Source organism: Variovorax sp. 01T432 (assembly GCF_056398605.1).
Genome location: NZ_JBFTPS010000005.1, coordinates 160684 through 175563, shown reverse-complemented (window position 1 = coordinate 175563; position 14880 = coordinate 160684). Strand labels below are relative to the sequence as shown.

The window sequence follows — 14880 nt, the reverse complement described above, 5'->3', positions numbered from 1 at the left end:
GTTCTGCGGCTCGCGCTACTACCGCCGATCCACGCAGGGGCTCACACTCCCATCTCTGCTTTTGGGTAATAAGGGTTAACGCCATGTCTTCCATTCAACCTGCGCATGCGACGGCCGGAATACAAACCGACGTCGCATCGGCGCCTGCCTTGCCAACCTCACTGGTGCTTCTCCTCGCCACCGGTGCCGGCTTGGCCGTAGCCTCGCTCTACTACAGCCAGCCCATGCTCGGCGTCCTGTCCGCCGATATCGGCGCGTCCACCCGCGCCACCGGCTTCGTTCCGACCCTGACGCAGCTTGGCTATGCCCTCGGCATCCTCTTCCTGGCGCCATTGGGCGACCGATATGATCGGCGCCGCATCATTCTCGTCAAGGCGGCAGTGCTATGCGCTGCGCTGCTGCTCGCAGGTGCTGCCCCTTCCGTCGGCACGCTTCTCGCCGCCAGCCTAGTCATCGGTCTCTCCGCCACGATGGCGCAGGACATCGTGCCCGCCGCCGCCACCCTGGCGCCCGACACCAGTCGCGGCAAGGTCGTCGGCACGGTCATGACGGGGTTGCTGCTGGGCATCCTCCTGTCCCGTGTCGTCAGCGGCTTCGTTGCCGAACATTACGGCTGGCGCGCAATGTTCGTGGCTGCGTCTGCCAGCATCGCGGTGATTGCCGCTGCGGCCTGGCGTGGGTTGCCGCGCTTCAAGGCGACCACGCATGTGAGTTATGGCGCGCTGCTTGGGTCGCTGGGCCAGCTCTGGAAGCGTCACGGCGGGTTGCGTCGTGCGGGTTGGTCGCAAGGATTGCTGTCGGTGGGCTTCAGCGCCTTCTGGTCGACGCTGGCCGTGATGCTGCACGGCCAACCGTTTCATCTTGGCGCTGCGGCCGCGGGTGCCTTCGGGCTGGCGGGCGCCGCAGGCGCACTTGCCGCACCCATCGCAGGTCGCATGGCCGACCGTCGCGGGCCGGAGGTGGTTACCCGGCTCGGCGCCGGGCTGGTCGTGGTGTCCTTCGCGTCAATGTTCCTGACTCCTTTCATGCTGCCGCATGCTCAGTTGTGGCTGCTCGTTGCGAGCGCCATCGGCTTCGACCTCGGCATGCAGGCGACCCTCATTGCGCACCAGACCATCGTCTACAGCATCGATCCCGGCGCTCGCAGTCGACTCAACGCAGTGTTGTTCACCTGCATGTTCGTCGGGATGGCCGCGGGGTCCGCGCTCGGCGCGCTGCTGCTCGCACAATGGGGCTGGATTGCGGTAACCGGTCTGAGCACCGCATCAGCTGTTGCCGCATTGATGGTCAGGGTATGGCCCCACGCGACGGATCGTTGAACCTCGCAAGTTCAGCGTCGCGCCTGGACCTTGATTCGGATCGTCGCGACCTTCCAGCCCTTGGCATTGAGCCGCGCGATCAACGTCGGGACCAACTGGCGAAGCTTGGCGGCGGCGGCGCTACCCAGTACGAGCAGGCACCAAACATCGCCTTCGGCTGGCCCAGCCTTCACGGCCGCGCGCATTTCCAGCGGGATCAATCCCTCGATTGCCTGCAATCTTTCATTCGCATCACGCGCACGAGCGAGCAGGCCAGCGAGGGTCGGGGAGCCGTCGGCGGCCTGCTGAAGCGTGAAGGGGGTGGAGCTGCGGGTCATGACCGATGAGCGTAACGCAAGATGGCTAAAATGCCTGGTTTGCCGGCGTTCTCGCCGGGCAGGGCCTCTTGCTGCCCCCGCTTGTTTTTGCGGGGAATGCAGCCAACTGGCACCCAACTGCTCTTCACCATATCTTAGGGAATTCGTTCGCAACGCCTGAAGCGTCGGGCGCCCGTCGAACCTCCATTCATGGCCACCAACTTCCTGACCCAAATTTTCGGCAGTCGCAATGACCGGCTTCTGAAGCAGTATCGCAAGACGGTTGATCGCATCAATGCGCTGGAGTCGTCTTTCGAGAAGCTCGATGACGATGCGCTGCGCGCCAAGACACAGGAGTTCAAGGAGCGTATCGGGCGCGGCGAATCGTTGGACGACTTGCTGCCGGAGGCGTTCGCCACGGTGCGCGAGGCTTCCAAGCGAGTCATGAAAATGCGGCACTTCGATGTGCAGTTGCTCGGCGGCATGGCGCTTCACAACGGCAAAATCTCCGAGATGCGCACCGGCGAGGGCAAGACCCTGACTGCCACGCTCCCGGTCTACCTGAATGCCTTGTCCGGCAAGGGTGTGCATGTGGTCACGGTCAATGACTACCTTGCCAGTCGCGATGCGAAATGGATGGGGCGCCTCTACAACTTCCTCGGGCTGACGGTCGGCATCAACCTGCCGCAGATGCCGCGCGAGGAAAAGCAGCAGGCTTACGGCAGCGACATCACGTACGGCACCAACAACGAGTACGGCTTCGACTACCTGCGCGACAACATGGTGTACGAGACGCGGGATCGTGTACAGCGCGGGCTCAACTATGCGATTGTCGACGAGGTGGATTCGATTCTTATCGATGAGGCTCGTACGCCGCTGATCATCAGTGGTCAGGCGGAGGACCACACGGAGCTGTACCTCGCGATCAACAAGGTCGTTCCGCTCCTCACGAAGCAGGAGGGCGAGGCGGACCCGCGCACCGGAGAGGGCGTCACGAAGCCGGGGGATTTCACGGTCGACGAAAAGACGCATCAAGTCTTCATGACGGAAGAAGGGCATGAAAAGGCTGAGCAGATCCTGTCGGAGTTCAAGCTGCTGCCGGAAGGCGCATCGCTCTACGACCCGGCCAACATCACTTTGATGCATCACCTGAATGCGGCATTGCGCGCACGGCATCTGTACCACCGCGATCAGCACTACGTGGTGCAGCAGGGCGAAGTGGTGATCGTCGATGAATTCACCGGTCGCTTGATGACGGGCCGCCGCTGGAGCGATGGGCTTCACCAGGCTGTCGAAGCGAAAGAAGGCGTCGAGATCCAGGCTGAGAACCAGACGCTGGCGTCTATCACCTTCCAAAACTACTTCCGCCTTTACGCCAAGCTTGCGGGCATGACTGGCACGGCCGACACGGAGGCCTACGAATTTCAGGAGATCTATGGTCTGGAGACCATGATCATTCCGCCGAATCGTCCGAGCAGGCGCGAAGACCAACTGGACCGTGTCTACAAGACCACGCGCGAAAAGTATGAGGCGGCCATCCAGGATATCCGCGAGTGCTATGAACGCGGCCAGCCGGTGCTGGTCGGAACCTCGTCGATCGAGAACTCCGAAATCATCGACGGCCTGCTCGCCAAGGCGGGCTTGCCGCACCAGGTCCTCAACGCGAAGCAGCACGCCCGCGAAGCCGAGATCGTGGCGCAGGCGGGGCGCACCAAGATGATCACGATCGCAACCAACATGGCGGGCCGCGGCACCGACATCGTGTTGGGCGGCAATGTCGAGAAGGCGATCGAAGCTGTCGAGGCCGACGAGGCGATGGACAGTGAGGCCAAAGCGGCCGAGATCGCGCGTCTGAAGAGCGAGTGGGACAAGGACCACGAATTCGTGAAATCGCTCGGCGGCTTGCGCATCATCGCGACCGAACGCCACGAGTCGCGCCGCATCGACAATCAGCTGCGCGGACGCTCTGGCCGCCAAGGCGACCCGGGGTCTTCGCGCTTCTATCTGAGCCTCGACGATCCCTTGATGCGCATTTTTGCCGGCGACCGCGTGAAGGCGATCATGGACCGCCTCAAGATGCCGGACGGCGAGGCCATCGAGGCCGGCATCGTCACGCGCAGCATCGAGAGCGCACAGCGCAAGGTCGAGGCACGCAACTTCGACGTTCGCAAGCAATTGCTCGAGTACGACGACGTCTCGAATGACCAGCGCAAGGTGATCTACCAGCAGCGCAATGACATCCTCGATGCCAGCGACCTGACGGCTCAGATCGAGGCGCTGCGGGAGGGCTGTTTCACGGACCTCGTTCGTCAGTTCGTGCCGCCCGAGTCGGTCGAGGAACAGTGGAATCTTGCCGGCCTCGAGAAATCGTTGAGCGAGGAGTGGGGTATCGATGTGCCGCTGCGGAAGGACGTGGAGGCCGCCGCGGCAGTGGGCGACGAGGATATCGTCGAGAAGATTGTCGCCGCTGCCAATGAGGCATTCAACGCCAAGGTTGCGCTGATCGGCCAGGAAAATTTCACTCAGTTCGAGCGGATGGTGCTGCTGCAAAGCATCGACACGCACTGGCGTGAGCATCTTGCGTCGCTGGACTATCTGCGCCAGGGCATCCATTTGCGAGGCTATGCGCAGAAGCAGCCGAAGCAGGAATACAAGCGCGAGGCTTTCGAGCTCTTCGGTCAACTGCTGGACTCGGTCAAGAACGAAGTCACGCGTCAGCTGATGACGGTGCGCGTGCAATCCGGCGAGCAACTCGAGGAGGCAGCGGAGGCCATGGAGAGCCGTGGCGAAAACCTTGCCAACATCACCTATACCGCGCCCACCGAAACGGGCGAAGTCGAGGTCCGGGTTGACGAGGAGAGCTTGCGTCGACAGGCTGGCGCAGGTCTGAGCGCGGGCGCCGCTGCGTTCGCGCGCGTCGGCCGCAACGATGCCTGCCCTTGCGGCAGCGGCAAGAAGTTCAAGCATTGCCACGGCAAGCTCAGCTGAAACGCACAGGACGAACATCTTCATGCCCGTGAATCTCTCCGCTCCCGACCCCGCCGCGCTTCATGCGGTGCCTGGCGTTCGCATCGGCGTGGCCGAAGCAGGCGTGCGCAAGGCCAACCGCAAGGACTTGACGGTGGTGTTGATCGACGAAGGCGCCGCTGTGGGTGGCGTGTTCACACAGAACCGCTTTTGCGCTGCGCCGGTGCAGGTGTGCCGCGACCACCTTTCCAGGAACTTCGGCATCCGGGCGATGCTGATCAACACTGGCAATGCGAATGCCGGCACCGGTGAAGACGGCTTGGCGCGCACCCGGGCAACGTGCATCGCGTTGGCGCGCAAGCTGAACGTCGCGCCTGAGCAGATCCTGCCCTTTTCCACCGGCGTGATCATGGAGTCGTTGCCGATCGATCGGATCGAGGCAGGTTTGCCGGCCGCCCTGGCGGATGCCGCGGACGGCAACTGGGCGCGGGCGGCCGAGGGCATCATGACAACGGATACCGTCCCCAAGGCCTTCAGCCAGCAGCTTTCGATCGGTGGCGCGACGGTCACCGTCACCGGCATCAGCAAGGGCGCAGGCATGATTCGGCCGAACATGGCCACCATGCTCGGATTCATGGCGACCGACGCCAGGATCGACCCCTCTCTGATCCAGCCGCTCGCCAAGGCGCTCGCGGATGCTTCGTTCAACCGCGTCACCATCGACGGCGACACCTCGACCAACGATTCCTTTGTCGTGATTGCCACGCAGAAGGCCGCGCACGATGTCATCACCTCCCTCGAATCCGCCGACGGGCGGGCCTTGCTGGAGGTGATGCAGAACGTCGCGCGCCAACTTGCCCAAGCCATCGTGCGCGACGGTGAAGGCGCAACAAAGTTCATCACCATCCGCGTCGAGGGTGGCCGCGATGCCGCCGAGTGTCGCCAGGTGGCGTATGCGGTTGCACATTCACCGCTGGTCAAGACGGCGTTCTACGCGAGCGATCCCAACCTGGGGCGCATCCTGGCGGCGGTCGGATACGCTGGCATCGTGGACTTGGATCAGACCGGCATCGATCTTTACCTCGATGAGGTGCACGTGGCAGTCAAGGGCGGTCGCAACCCGAGTTATCGAGAGGAAGACGGACAGCGAGTGATGAAGCAAAGCGAGATCACCGTGCGCATCGCGCTTGGCCGTGGCGTTGCGAGCGATACGGTCTGGACTTGCGACCTTAGCCACGACTACGTCTCCATCAACGCCGACTACAGATCATGATGCCGTCCCCGAGCTCATCTTGTTCCTTGCCCCCACCGGGGGGACTCATCGCCCATCGGGCGGCCGGGCGGTCGCCTCGATGAATGAGAAGTTCGAACGGCTGATCGAGCGCGCCGAACAACTGATCAACCGAATCGAGTCGATCCTTCCTCAGCCGCTTGCTGCGCCCGCCGACTGGAACGCCTCGATCGCCTGGCGCTATCGTCGCCGGAGCTCGGGCCATGGCACGCTGGAGCCCGTGCGCCACGTGGCGGCAATGCCACTCGATGCCTTGAAGGAGATTGACCTTCAAAAGGAAAAGATCGAGCGCAACACGCGCCAGTTCGTCGAGGGCAAGCCGGCCAACAACGTCTTGCTGACCGGCGCGCGCGGCACCGGAAAGTCATCGCTCATCCGAGCCTGCTTGCAGGCTTATGCGCCTCAGGGCCTGCGTTTGATCGAGGTCGACAAGGCCGAGCTGACCGACTTGCCTGACATCGTCGAGGTCGTCTCGCAGCGGCCTGAGAAGTTCATTGTGTTCAGCGACGACCTCAGTTTCGACGAGGGAGAGCCAGGCTACAAGGCGCTGAAGTCGATCCTCGACGGCTCGATCGCAGCGGCGACACCCAATGTGCTGATCTATGCGACCAGCAATCGGCGCCATCTGCTGCCCGAATACATGAAGGACAACCTGAGCTACACCCACACCGAGGATGGCGAGGTTCATCCCGGGGAGGTCATCGAGGAAAAGATTTCGCTGTCCGAGCGCTTTGGCCTGTGGGTCAGCTTTTATCCTTTTAGTCAGAACGAGTACCTGACGATCGTCGCGCAGTGGCTCTCGTCCTTCGGTGTCGATGCAAGCGCGATCGAGGCGGCGCGTGCGGAGGCGCTCGTGTGGGCGCTGGAGCGGGGCTCTCGCAGCGGTCGCGTGGCCTACCAGTTCGCGCGGGACTACGCCGGACGCGCCTGATGAACGATATGTCCAAGACCACGGTCCGTGGCACGACGGATGAGCGCAAGCACACGGAAGTCGCGGTTGGGATCCTGATTCGCGACGATGACGCACTGCTACTCGCGACGCGTCCTGAGGGCAAGGCCTATGCGGGCTATTGGGAATTTCCGGGCGGCAAGATCGAGCTCGGCGAGACGATCGAACAGGCGCTGCGGCGCGAGTTGCACGAGGAACTCGGCATCGAGATTGCCGGTGCGGAAGTCTGGAAGACGACCGAGCATGACTACCCGCACGCGTTGGTGCGCCTGCATTGGTGCAAAGTCCGGCATTGGAGCGGCCAGTTCGAGATGCGCGAAGGCCAAGCGATGCGTTGGCAGCAGCTGCCGCTCGAGGTGACACCCGTGCTGCCTGGCGCGCTACCGGTCCTCGGGTGGCTCGCGGAGGAGCGGGGGCTGCGGGCGCACGCGCCCTGATTTCATCCGGAGCGCGTTCGCCGGCGTTCCTCTATGCCTCTTATTGGCGCTTGGGGTCGCCGAATGGATCTTCGTCGAGCGGGGCCTCGGCAGGCATCCTGAATTCTTCGCTTGCCCATGCCCCGAAGTCGATTCCCTTGCAGCGGGCGCTGCAAAAGGGGCGATACGGATTGCTCGGGCCATAGACGCTGTCCTGGCCACATGCCGGGCATCGAACGATTCGCTCGCCAGATGTGTTGGTTGTGCTCATGCGCAAAGGGTCAGTTCAAACGGGGTGTCGTCCGTGCTCTGGTGCAGGCGATCGTCTGCCTCGTGCCGCATCAGCCGCACCGACACCATGAGTCGGTTGCCGCTGATTTCGGGAATGAGGCCGAGTTTCGGGTCGATGCGCAGGCGCAGCAACTGGAAGCTCCTGCCTTGAGGCAGATTCTGCTGAAACTGCCCGCCCGCGGCCATGACCTTGTAGGGTACGTCGGCGTCGCGAAGCAGTTTCAACAACAAGTAGATCGACTCCGCCAGTGGAGCGAGCGTGGACGACCAGCGCTCCAGGTCGGTGCGCCGGTCGGACGCCCGGCGGTTCTGCCACGCATAGTAAGCCGGCAGGTCGAATTCGCAGGTCCCACCAGGAATGCCCGCTCGGCTGCGGATACTCATCAGCCATTCGTTTTCGGTCAGCGCTTGGCCCGCCTTTCCGGGAACCGTATTGAGCGTGGTGAAGTTGCGCTCGAGTTGGCCTACGACCTGATCCAGGACCGCTTCGGAAATCGCCGGATTGCCCCGATAGCCGTTGAAGACGTTCTTGTGCTTGTCGAGATCCCGCAACACGTCGGCCTTGAGGTCGGCTCGCGCGGCTACGTCCATGATCTCGAAGATCGTGACCAGCGCGTAGTGATGCGAAAGCGCCGATTCGGCCGGCACCAATTCGCCGAGGCGGCGAAACAGGTGCTCCAGCCGAAGATACGTCCGAATGCGCTCGTTGAAGGGATATTCGTAGAGGATCACGCGTGGCGGCTTCCAGTCATCAGTGATGATAGTTCAAGAGGTCTTTGTGGGGACAGGACAGCCATGATGCTCCCTCGGCCATGAATGGGCAGCGACACCAGCGCCCGAAGCACGCGGCTTCGTGGTCGTCTCACCGGCAGAACCGCGTTGAGGCGAATTATCGCGTGCCCGAACCGACCCACCGTGCCCAGAGATCACCGACTTCGGCGGCAAGCGCCTCCAAGGGCATCGTTTCGTTGAAGATCACGGCATCGGCTGCCCGTCGGCGAAGCGCACGGTCGGCCTGCTGGGCGATGACCGCACGAACCGCTTCAGGGCTCCAGCCTGAGCGAGCCACGACGCGCTGCATCTGAATGTCTTCGCTTGCATCGACCACGAGCACGCGGTCGACGACGGCGCGCCAGCGCTTGGACTCCACCAGCAGCGGGACGTCGAACACGATCAGCGGTCCGGTCGCGACCGCAGCCTGGCGCTCGCACTCCGCGCCGATCAGTGGGTGCAGAATGGCTTCCAGCCGCTTCTTGGCTGACATGTCGCCGAACACGAGAGCCCGCATTCGTGCGCGATCCAGGCCGCCGTCCGCCGCGATGAAGGTGCGGCCGAACTCCGCTTCGATCGCAGGCATCGCGGCGCCGTGCGGCTCGGAGATGGACCGTGCAATGGCGTCGGTATCGATCAGGACAGCGCCGCGTCTGACCAGCAAGGATCCGACCGTGCTCTTTCCGCTGCCGATCCCGCCGGTCAGGCCGATGCGCATGGCGCCGATCTTCAGAGGCCGATCGCGCGAAGGATCGCGCCCGGGCCGACGAGCATGGCGGTGAAACCGGCAGCCGCCAGGAACGGCCCGAAGGGCACATAGCCGCCTTCCCGCAGGCCGTTGCCGAACTTGAGGATGAGACCGACGACGACGCCGATGACCGACGCCATCAGGATGATCGGCACCAGGGCCTGCCATCCGAACCATGCACCGAAGACGGCAAACAGCTTGAAATCGCCGTAGCCCATGCCCTCTTTGCCGGTGCTGAGTTTGAACAGCCAGTACACAGCCCAAAGCGACGTATAGCCGGCCGCCGCACCTACGACGGCGCTGACGAGCGGGACGCCGCTGAAGCCTGCGATGGAGGCCAGCAGGCCGGCCCATAACAGCGGAAGCGTGATGTCGTCGGGAAGCAGCGTGGTGTCCCAGTCAATCAGGGCAAGTGCAAGCAGCGCAGCGGCGAAACCGCACCAAGCCAGGCTTCCCAACTCTCCAGGCGTGCGCCATACGCACCACGCGAAGAGCGCGCCGGTCACGAGTTCGACCAATGGATAGCGCAGGCTGATCGAAGTCTTGCATGCCGAGCATTTGCCGCGGAGGAACAGATAGCTCAACACAGGCACGTTCTCATACCAACGGATCGCGTGTCCGCATTGCTGGCACCGCGAATGCGGCACCATCAGATTGAATGGCTCCGCCTTCGCAACGTCCGTCCCCTGGAGGCTGGCGCACTCGGTTGCCCATTGCTGCTCGAGCATCTTCGGAAGCCGATAGATCACGACGTTGAGGAAGCTGCCGATCAGGAGCCCGAAGACGCCGGCCAGCGCGGCGTCGATCCCCTGCGAAACCAGCATCAGACGACCTGGCCGAGCTTGAAGATGGGCAAGTACATCGACACAACGATGCCGCCGATGATCACGCCCAGGAAAACGATGATGATGGGCTCCATCAGGCTCGAAAGGCCCGCGACCATGTCATCGACTTCGGATTCGTAGAAGTCCGCGGCCTTCCCGAGCATGTGGTCGATCGAGCCCGACTCTTCGCCGATCGCCGTCATCTGCAAGACCATCGAGGGGAACAGATTGGCGTTCGTCATGGCCGAAGTCAAACTGGTGCCGGTAGACACTTCCTGCTGGATCTTGACCGTTGCGTCGGCATATACCGAGTTGCCGGCCGCGCCGCCGACCGAATCGAGCGCCTCGACGAGCGGGACACCTGCCGCGAACATGGTGGCGAGCGTGCGGGTCCAGCGGGCAACGCAAGACTTGTCGATGAGGGCACCGAAAATCGGCAGGCGCAGAAGGAGACGATCCATCACGCGCTGAACTTTTTCATTGCGCTTCCACGCTTGGAGAAAGAAGTAGATGCCGCCACCCAGCACCCCGAAGATCAGCCACCAATAGCTGACGAAGAATTCACTCATGGCCATGACGATCAGCGTCGGAGCTGGCAAGTCGGCGCCGAAGGACGAGAACACCTGCTTGAACGCGGGGATCACGAAAATCATGATGATCGCCACCACCACAAATGCAACCACCACCACCGAGGTCGGGTACATCAGCGCGGACTTGATTTTCGACTTGATCGCCTCGGTCTTTTCCATGTAGGTGGCAAGACGGTCAAGCAGATCTTCCAGAATACCCGCTGCTTCGCCGGCTTCGACCAGGTTGCAATAGAGGTTGTCGAAGTACTTCGGAAACTTGCGAAAGGCGGCGGAGAGGGAGGTCCCTGTTTCCACGTCGCTGCGAATATCGTTCAGCAGTTTCGCGACGCTCGGATTGGCGTTGCCGCGACCCACGATATCGAATGCCTGCAGCAAAGGCACGCCAGCCTTCATCATGGTTGCCAGTTGGCGCGTGAAGATGGCGATGTCCTTCGGCTTGATCGCCTTGCCGGAGCGCATGCGCCGCTTCTTGATCTTTGTCGCGAGCACGCCCTGACGCCGAAGCGCAGCCTGCACCTGGTTCTCTCCGGCGGCCCGAACCTCGCCACGCACGAGTTTGCCGTTGCGATCCTTGCCCTCCCACTCGAAGACGTATTCCTTGAACGTTCGGGTCGACGCTGCCGTTGCCATTGGATCTCCGCCTCTCAATGCTATTCGTTGGTAACCGCAAGCACTTCTTCAAGTGACGTCAGTCCCTGCATGACCTTCTTCAGTCCCGACTGACGCAGTGAGCGTACGCCTTCTGCCTCGGACTGTCGTGCGATCTCGAGCGCACTGCCATCACGCAGAATGATCTTTTGGATTTCTTCAGTGATCGGCATCACCTGATAGATGCCCACGCGCCCCTTGTAGCCGTTGTTGCAGGCCGAGCAACCGACCGGCCGATAGGGAACCCAGGAGCCGTCCAGATCCGCTGGCCGGAAGCCCGCGTCCAGCAGGGCCTGCTTCGGCAGGTCGGTGGCAGGTGTTCGACAAACCGTGCACAAGCGGCGCGCAAGCCGCTGCGCGGTGATCAGGATGACGCTGGACGCGATGTTGAAAGGCGCGATACCCATGTTGCGCATCCGCGTGAGCGTTGTTGGCGCGTCGTTGGTGTGCAGTGTCGAGAGGACCAGGTGGCCGGTTTGAGCCGCCTTGATCGAGATATCGGCGGTTTCAAGGTCGCGAATTTCGCCGACCATGATGATGTCCGGGTCCTGCCGCAGGAATGCGCGCAGCGCCGTCGCGAAGGTGAGCCCCGCCTTTTCATTGACGTTGACCTGGTTCACGCCTGGCAGGTTGATTTCGGATGGGTCTTCGGCCGTCGCGATATTGACCCCCGCCTTGTTGAGCAGGTTCAGGCAGGTGTAGAGGGACACAGTCTTCCCGGACCCTGTCGGCCCCGTGACCAGCACCATCCCGTAGGGCCGCCCGATCGCATGGAGGAGACGCGCCTTCTCGTCCGCGTCATAACCCAACGCATCGATGCCAAGGCGCGCGCTGCTCGGATCAAGAATACGGATGACGATCTTTTCACCGAACAGCGTGGGCAACGTGCTCACACGGAAATCGATCACCCGGTCGGGACCGATCTTGAGCTTCATCCGCCCGTCCTGGGGAATGCGCTTCTCGGAAATATCCAGTCGCGAAATGACCTTGATGCGCGACGCCAACTTGTCCTTGATCACCGTCGGCGGGCTCGCGATCTCACGCAACTCGCCGTCGACCCGGAAGCGTACGCGGTACTGGTGCTCGTAAGGTTCGAAATGAATATCGGAAGCCCGCATGCTGAAGGCGTCCAGCAGCATCTTGTGCAAGAAGCGGACGACCGGTGCATCCTCGACCTCCGCAACTGCCGGGTCATTGGCTTCGGTCGAGCTCTCGGCGGAGATCTCGTCAAACTCGAACTCCCCGCCGACGATACTGTCTAGAGTTTCGGATGCGCTCACAGCCGCCGCTTCGACCATGCGCGAGAGCTTGTCGTACTCGGCAATCACCCAATCCACGCCCATTTGGGACGCGAACTTTATTTTTTCCGCCGCTTGCTGATCCGAGGGATCGGCTGTTGCAACGATGAGACGGTTGTTGCGTTTGCTCAGGACAACGACCCGGTAGGCTTGGCAGAGCTTCTGATCGAGCAAGTCCTTCGGGAGCCTCTGTGGATCGATCGCGTCGAGGTCGAGCAAAGGAGCGCCGAACGCGCTGGACAATGTATGCGCCAGATCGGCAGCGGAGACCGCACCGGTGCCCGTCAACTCGGCAATGAAGCTGTTCCGCCCATTCAATGACTTCTGATAGATGTCTTCGGCAACTTTTGCTGGAAGCTTTCCAGCCGAGACCAATGCGCGCGCCAGCCCCGGAAGCGCGATCGGCGAGCTTTCTTTGATGAGAGGTTCGGCAGCGGCCATTCAACGAATGTAAGAGACGTGAAAAAATGCTTCACGATCATCGCTGATCGCCCAAGGGCTGTAAATCGCGGCGCAGCAACAGAACCGCGCAGCTTTTGGCAATTACAGCCCCAAAAGGCTGGTCGGGGTGAGAGGATTCGAACCTCCGGCCTCTACGTCCCGAACGTAGCGCTCTACCAGGCTAAGCTACACCCCGATTTGTTGCAAAAAAAGTACCGACCCTTGGAGCCCACTATCGTGAGGTGTCTAGGCGCGTCGCTCAAGCAACTGAGCCGCCAATTGTAGCAAACCGGCGGTGTGCGGATTCGCGGGAAAGCCACGAAGGGCGTCCATGGCGCGTTGGGCCTCGGCGGCCGCAGCTGCGCGCGTCAGTTCCAGTGCGCCAGTTTCCAGGACGATGGCAACGATCTGCGGCAGTTGAGTGGTATCGCCGGCCTCGATGGCCGCGCGGATGAGGTCGCGCTGCTCCGGCTTGCCCCGTTGCATGGCAAGAATCAAGGGGAGCGTGGTCTTGCCTTCGCGAAGGTCGTCCCCGACGTTCTTGCCGGTTTCATTTGCATCGCCGGCGTAGTCGAGCACGTCGTCCACGACCTGGAACGCCGTTCCCAATGCTTGCCCGTATGCGGCGCAAGCTTCTTCGACCTCCGGTGTCACGCCGGCCAGCACGGCTGCGAGACGTGTGCTGGCTTCAAACAGCTTGGCGGTCTTGGACCGGATCACGCGAAGGTAAGCTTCCTCGTCCAGCGAGGCGTCATGCATGTTCATCAACTGCAGAACTTCGCCCTCCGCAATCACGTTGGTCGCTTCCGCGAGTATTTGCATGACCCGCACATCGTTGGCGTCCAGCATCATCTGGAACGCGCGAGAGTAAAGAAAGTCGCCAACAAGCACGCTGGCCGGATTGCCGAATGATTCGTTGGCGGTAGGGCGACCGCGCCGAAGCGTGGATTCGTCGACGACGTCGTCGTGGAGCAAGGTCGCCGTGTGAATGAACTCGACCACGGCGGCGAGATTGAATCGTTGCTCGCCGCGGTAACCCAGCGCACCTGCCATGAGCAGCAGCAGGGCGGGGCGCAACCTCTTCCCGCCGGCTGAAATGATGTACCGCGATACTTGCCGTACCAAAGGCACGCCAGTATCAAGACGCCGGGCGATGACGAGATCGACCTCGGCCATGTCATCGGCGATGAGGCCGAGAACGGCGGCAGCGGGGGAGGTGTCGGCGGCGGAAACTGACAAGGCGAGGGCGCTTGTGCGCTGCGTAAGGGACGACGGCGGCGCAAGCGCCGGGAGACGCAGATTATAGAGAGCGCTGGAGGCCTGATCCGGGCTGGGCCGCGCGGTGATGGCTCGGCCGGACTGTGCGTGCTAGAATCTAAGGCTCTGCGGAATTCGCCGTAGAGCCATCTTATTCCAAGAGGTCAACATGTACGCGGTCATAAAAACCGGTGGCAAGCAGTATCGCGTTGCTTCCGGCGAGAAAATTAAAGTAGAACAGATTGCTGCGGACGTAGGCCAGGAAATCGTGATCGACCAAGTGCTCGCCGTCGGCGACGGCAGCGCAATCAAGGTCGGTACGCCCCTGGTGTCCGGCGCATCGGTGACAGCCACAGTGCTGTCGCATGGCAAGCACGACAAGGTGCACATCTTCAAGATGCGCCGTCGCAAGCACTATCAGAAACGTCAAGGCCATCGCCAGCAGTTCACCGAACTGCAAATCGGCGCGATTGCCGGCTAAGGAGCTGATTCCATGGCACAGAAAAAAGGCGGCGGCTCTACGCGAAACGGGCGCGATTCAAAGCCCAAGATGCTCGGTGTGAAGGCTTTCGGCGGTGAACTGATCACCGCAGGCTCGATCATCGTGCGCCAGCGCGGTACTCAGTTCCACCCCGGCGTCAATGTCGGCGTGGGCAAGGACCACACGCTGTTTGCTCTGGTCGACGGCCACGTGTCGTTCGGAACCAAGGGCGCTCTCAACAAGCACACGATCAGCGTGACCCCGGCGTAAGCCACTCACGTCGATTTGCTCGG

Annotated in this window: 15 protein-coding genes and 1 tRNA gene; 7 read left to right on the top strand and 9 right to left on the bottom strand. The window is 62.2% G+C overall.

What is annotated here, in order from left to right; all coding sequences use genetic code 11:
- The first annotated feature begins 83 nt into the window (after window positions 1-83).
- Entirely contained in the window at window positions 84-1319 is a 1236-nt protein-coding gene (locus tag AC1DNF_RS05865; protein ID WP_478147786.1) for an MFS transporter, read from the top strand.
- A gap of 11 nt (window positions 1320-1330) precedes the next feature.
- Here the strand turns inward: AC1DNF_RS05865 and AC1DNF_RS05860 are convergent, their stop codons facing one another.
- On the bottom strand, window positions 1331-1636 hold the full coding sequence (locus tag AC1DNF_RS05860) for a hypothetical protein (RefSeq protein WP_478147612.1): 306 nt from the start codon (window positions 1634-1636) through the stop codon (window positions 1331-1333).
- A 189-nt stretch (window positions 1637-1825) separates the two neighbouring features.
- On the opposite strand from AC1DNF_RS05860, the gene secA reads away from it, so the two are divergent.
- The 4 genes from secA to mutT all read left to right on the top strand — a co-directional run bounded on the left by secA (window position 1826) and on the right by mutT (window position 7259).
- On the top strand, window positions 1826-4603 hold the full coding sequence (gene secA / locus AC1DNF_RS05855; RefSeq protein ID WP_478147611.1) for a preprotein translocase subunit SecA: 2778 nt from the start codon (window positions 1826-1828) through the stop codon (window positions 4601-4603).
- A 22-nt stretch (window positions 4604-4625) separates the two neighbouring features.
- Window positions 4626-5855: a bifunctional glutamate N-acetyltransferase/amino-acid acetyltransferase ArgJ gene (gene argJ, locus AC1DNF_RS05850; RefSeq protein WP_478147610.1), complete on the top strand. Its 1230-nt coding sequence runs from the start codon at window positions 4626-4628 to the stop codon at window positions 5853-5855.
- A gap of 79 nt (window positions 5856-5934) precedes the next feature.
- Window positions 5935-6804, top strand: coding sequence for an ATP-binding protein (locus AC1DNF_RS05845; RefSeq protein WP_478147609.1), 870 nt, complete (start codon window positions 5935-5937; stop codon window positions 6802-6804).
- Window positions 6805-6812: 8 nt separating this feature from the next.
- Window positions 6813-7259: an 8-oxo-dGTP diphosphatase MutT gene (gene mutT, locus AC1DNF_RS05840; protein ID WP_478147608.1), complete on the top strand. Its 447-nt coding sequence runs from the start codon at window positions 6813-6815 to the stop codon at window positions 7257-7259.
- 40 nt (window positions 7260-7299) lie between these two features.
- Here mutT and AC1DNF_RS05835 read toward each other — a convergent pair whose 3' ends face one another.
- The 8 genes from AC1DNF_RS05835 to AC1DNF_RS05800 form a co-directional block, all read right to left on the bottom strand.
- Window positions 7300-7509 (bottom strand): DNA gyrase inhibitor YacG, encoded by a 210-nt coding sequence (locus AC1DNF_RS05835; RefSeq protein ID WP_478147607.1) that lies wholly within the window; start codon window positions 7507-7509, stop codon window positions 7300-7302.
- Window positions 7506-8261 (bottom strand): cell division protein ZapD, encoded by a 756-nt coding sequence (zapD, locus tag AC1DNF_RS05830; protein WP_478147606.1) that lies wholly within the window; start codon window positions 8259-8261, stop codon window positions 7506-7508. Before zapD ends, AC1DNF_RS05835 begins: the two co-directional genes overlap by 4 nt.
- 157 nt (window positions 8262-8418) lie before the next feature.
- On the bottom strand, window positions 8419-9018 hold the full coding sequence (coaE, locus tag AC1DNF_RS05825) for a dephospho-CoA kinase (RefSeq protein WP_478147605.1): 600 nt from the start codon (window positions 9016-9018) through the stop codon (window positions 8419-8421).
- A gap of 11 nt (window positions 9019-9029) precedes the next feature.
- Complete coding sequence (locus tag AC1DNF_RS05820; RefSeq protein WP_478147604.1) at window positions 9030-9872, bottom strand: prepilin peptidase; 843 nt, start codon at window positions 9870-9872, stop codon at window positions 9030-9032.
- The gene (locus AC1DNF_RS05815) at window positions 9872-11092 is read right to left on the bottom strand and encodes a type II secretion system F family protein (RefSeq protein ID WP_478147603.1); all 1221 of its coding nucleotides are present in this window, start codon (window positions 11090-11092) and stop codon (window positions 9872-9874) included. The genes AC1DNF_RS05820 and AC1DNF_RS05815 overlap by 1 nt, the downstream gene beginning before the upstream one ends.
- Before the next feature lie 20 nt (window positions 11093-11112).
- On the bottom strand, window positions 11113-12849 hold the full coding sequence (gene pilB / locus AC1DNF_RS05810) for a type IV-A pilus assembly ATPase PilB (RefSeq protein ID WP_478147602.1): 1737 nt from the start codon (window positions 12847-12849) through the stop codon (window positions 11113-11115).
- Window positions 12850-12968: 119 nt separating this feature from the next.
- Window positions 12969-13045 (bottom strand) — tRNA-Pro (locus tag AC1DNF_RS05805).
- Window positions 13046-13095: 50 nt separating this feature from the next.
- Entirely contained in the window at window positions 13096-14088 is a 993-nt protein-coding gene (locus AC1DNF_RS05800) for a polyprenyl synthetase family protein (RefSeq protein WP_478147601.1), read from the bottom strand.
- Window positions 14089-14275: 187 nt separating this feature from the next.
- Between AC1DNF_RS05800 and rplU the strand changes: the two genes are divergently transcribed.
- The gene (gene rplU / locus AC1DNF_RS05795) at window positions 14276-14587 is read left to right on the top strand and encodes a 50S ribosomal protein L21 (protein WP_478147600.1); all 312 of its coding nucleotides are present in this window, start codon (window positions 14276-14278) and stop codon (window positions 14585-14587) included.
- 12 nt (window positions 14588-14599) lie between these two features.
- Window positions 14600-14857: a 50S ribosomal protein L27 gene (gene rpmA / locus AC1DNF_RS05790; protein WP_478147599.1), complete on the top strand. Its 258-nt coding sequence runs from the start codon at window positions 14600-14602 to the stop codon at window positions 14855-14857.
- Window positions 14858-14880: the final 23 nt, after the last annotated feature.